General features: G+C 60.9%; 1 protein-coding gene, 1 tRNA gene and 1 pseudogene. 2 read left to right on the forward strand and 1 reads right to left on the reverse strand.

Translation table 11 applies throughout. The features are described from left to right. Positions 1-1,304 (reverse strand): annotated as a pseudogene (locus ACE3UY_RS20395) (hypothetical protein); the annotation flags it as partial. Between the two features lie 388 nt (positions 1,305-1,692). Between ACE3UY_RS20395 and ACE3UY_RS20400 the strand changes: the two are divergent. Further along, a tRNA-Arg gene (locus tag ACE3UY_RS20400) sits at positions 1,693-1,764 on the forward strand. A 322-nt stretch (positions 1,765-2,086) separates the two neighbouring features. Then, positions 2,087-2,698 (forward strand): acyl-CoA dehydrogenase family protein (locus ACE3UY_RS20405; RefSeq protein WP_374689321.1); only part of this gene is annotated, 612 nt, incomplete at its 3' end.

The following is a 2,698-nucleotide window of genomic DNA, read 5'->3' on the forward strand; positions in this document are numbered from 1 at the left end:
CTCACCGCCACGATCTGGGGTGTGTTGTCTTGAACAATGCTCAACAGCACGTATCTGCCATAGGTACTCCAGCGCAACAGCGAGGCCGGCCCGGAGTGGATGTCCCGGCTCTCGCCGCGCTCCAAATCGTAGACGAATACGCTTTGCTCATTGCTGTAGCCTTGGGTGTAAGCCAGTCGCCGGCCGTCGCGCGAGAGGGCCCACTGCTCGGCGAAGGTGTCGCCGATGCGAGCCACTTCCTCGCCGGTGATGGTCACGATCCGCAGCCCATCGTTGCCGTTTGCCAGCAGATGGGAACCGTCAGGCAGCCAGACGAGCCTGTTTGCGGGTGTGGGCGAGAGCCGATTGCCGCTCATATCAAATAGCTTATTGCGCATCAGCAGGTATTGCCCGTCCGGTGACCAGGACAGCTCGTCAGCGAAAAAGTCCATGGACATGTCCTGCTGGACGGTCAACTCGCGGGCCGGCTCACCGGAGGGCGGCACAAGCCAGTAGGTGAGTGTGAGGGCTCCATTCTCATCCGGCGTCAGTTCGCCGCTCACCGCGGCGATCCAGTGGCCGTCCGGTGACCAGTGGGCATACTCCCACCAGAGATTCTCGTGCTGGAAGAGCGGCGTGGGCGCGGCTCCCTCGGCGATACCGAGCGTGTAGAGCGTGTCGCCCTCTACATAGGCGATGGCGTCGCTGGCTGGGCTCCACGTGGCGACCTTGCCGTCTGGTAGTAATCGCCGGGCTGTGCCCGCTTCCAGATCCAACAGCCACGTCCCTGTGCCCTCCTCGATGCCCCATTCAGGACGAGTGGTGAGGCCGGGAACTAATAGGTAGCGGCCATTCGGCGAGAGCTGGGGACGGAGGTTAAAAAAGAACAAGTTGAGGGTATCCTTAAGCGTGTCCGAGCCGTAGAAGGCGTCGAAGACGGCCGGATCGACAAAGGGTAACGCCGGCAAGGTGCGGAAGGCGTAGCTCGGCTCCGCCGGGGTAGCCGCGCCGGCAGCCGGAACGGCGACCACCGTTGTGTAGAGCACCAACGTGCCGTCGAGGCCTGCGGCGGCCGGCGCGGGCGGAGGTGTGTCCGTCGGCGCGAGGGAGGGTGTGGCAAGCGCGACGGTCACGGTAGGTTCGGCGGTTGCCGTCGACTCGGGCGTCGCGGTCGGTGCGACCAGAGTGGCGGTGGCGCTCGGTTCGGCGGGTTGCGCTTCCTCAGTGGGAGTGGGCTGTGTCTCAACGGTCGCTGTTTGTGGCGAGGTGCAGCCCATCAGTACAAGAACGACCAGCAAACACAACGAACCAAGTAGGCGGTGCATCTTCTCATCCTCTTGCGGGCAGCGCCATGTGTTTGACCTGGCCCTGCACATGAAGCGGCTCGCACTTGTCTATCGCATTGGGTTTCCGGGGGTTTGGCTCTCGGTAACTGATAACAAAGGTCACCAGGTGACACCTATATTGTAATTGCCCATATGGGGAAAACGCAAGAGTACCCCCGGCTCATTTACATGTCATCATTCCAACACATAACCCAAGCAAATCTAGTGATATGGCATAAATTGGCGCGGAAGTGAGTCCAGAGAGCTCCAAATAGCGTCCAGACAAACAAGGTGACGAGCATAAGTACTCTCCTGTCAACTGCCTATCCGAAGCACTCGGTCAGTATTGACAGTCCATTCCGCCTGTGGGACAATCCCTCTCGTATTCGCCCCCGTAGCTCAGAGGATAGAGCACTGGCCTCCGAAGCCAGGTGCACAGGTTCGAGTCCTGTCGGGGGTACTCCCCAAGAGCTCACGCAAAGACCGCAAAGAAGACCAAGAACGCAAAGAGAAGATTCTTTTTGCGTTCCTTGGGCACTTGGCGGTCTTTGCGTGAGCCTCTTTTTTATGACACACTGCATTATGCCTTTTGGCCCCAATTTGCATTACATTTGTCACTAATACCCCGCCCTACTCTCCTTTAGAATAAGACCCAGGAACGCGGGACAGACCCTTGACGCTTGCCTTGAGCCGCCGGCGACCGCTTCCTACTTGCCGCCGGACAGTCTGACCCCGTGTGGCTCACACGTTCTTTGAAGGAGAATACGATGGCTGGAGCAGGATTGGATAGCGAAACCCGCGAGATGATCCTCGATACGCTGCGCAAATACGCTGAGCGCAAGTTGACGACGGAGTACTTGCTGAAGCTCGATCACGAGGATCGTTTCCCGGAAGAAGTGCTGAAAGAACTCAACGACCCATCGCAGTTGGGTCTGCATCTGTTGTTCATCCCGGAGGAGTTCGACGGGTTGGGCGGCGGCGCGTATGACATCTATCGCGTCTCCGAATTGATGGCCTCCATCGACCTGGGCGTCGCCACCGGCGTCCTGGCGACCTTCCTGGGCTCCGACCCCATCCGCGTCGGGGCCACGCCGGAACAGAAGGCCCACTGGATGGGCCGCGTGGCCGAAGAAGCGCTGCTGATGGCCTACGGCGCGACCGAGCCGCAGGCGGGCAGCGACCTGGCCGCCATGAGCACCAAGGCCGTCCCCGTACAGGAGAACGGCAGCGTGACCGGCTACCACATCACCGGCCGCAAGCAGTGGATCAGCAACGGCGCGGTGGCCGACCTCTACACCATCCTCGCCCTGGCCCCCGGCGGGCCGTCCTGGTTCGTCGTCGAGCGCGACGCGCCCGGCTTCAGCTACGGCAAGCCGGAAGACAAGCATGGCATC

Origin of the sequence: Promineifilum sp. (SeqCode), assembly GCF_041918635.1 — a bacterium.
In the GTDB taxonomy this organism is placed as follows: Bacteria; Chloroflexota; Anaerolineae; order Promineifilales; family Promineifilaceae; genus Promineifilum.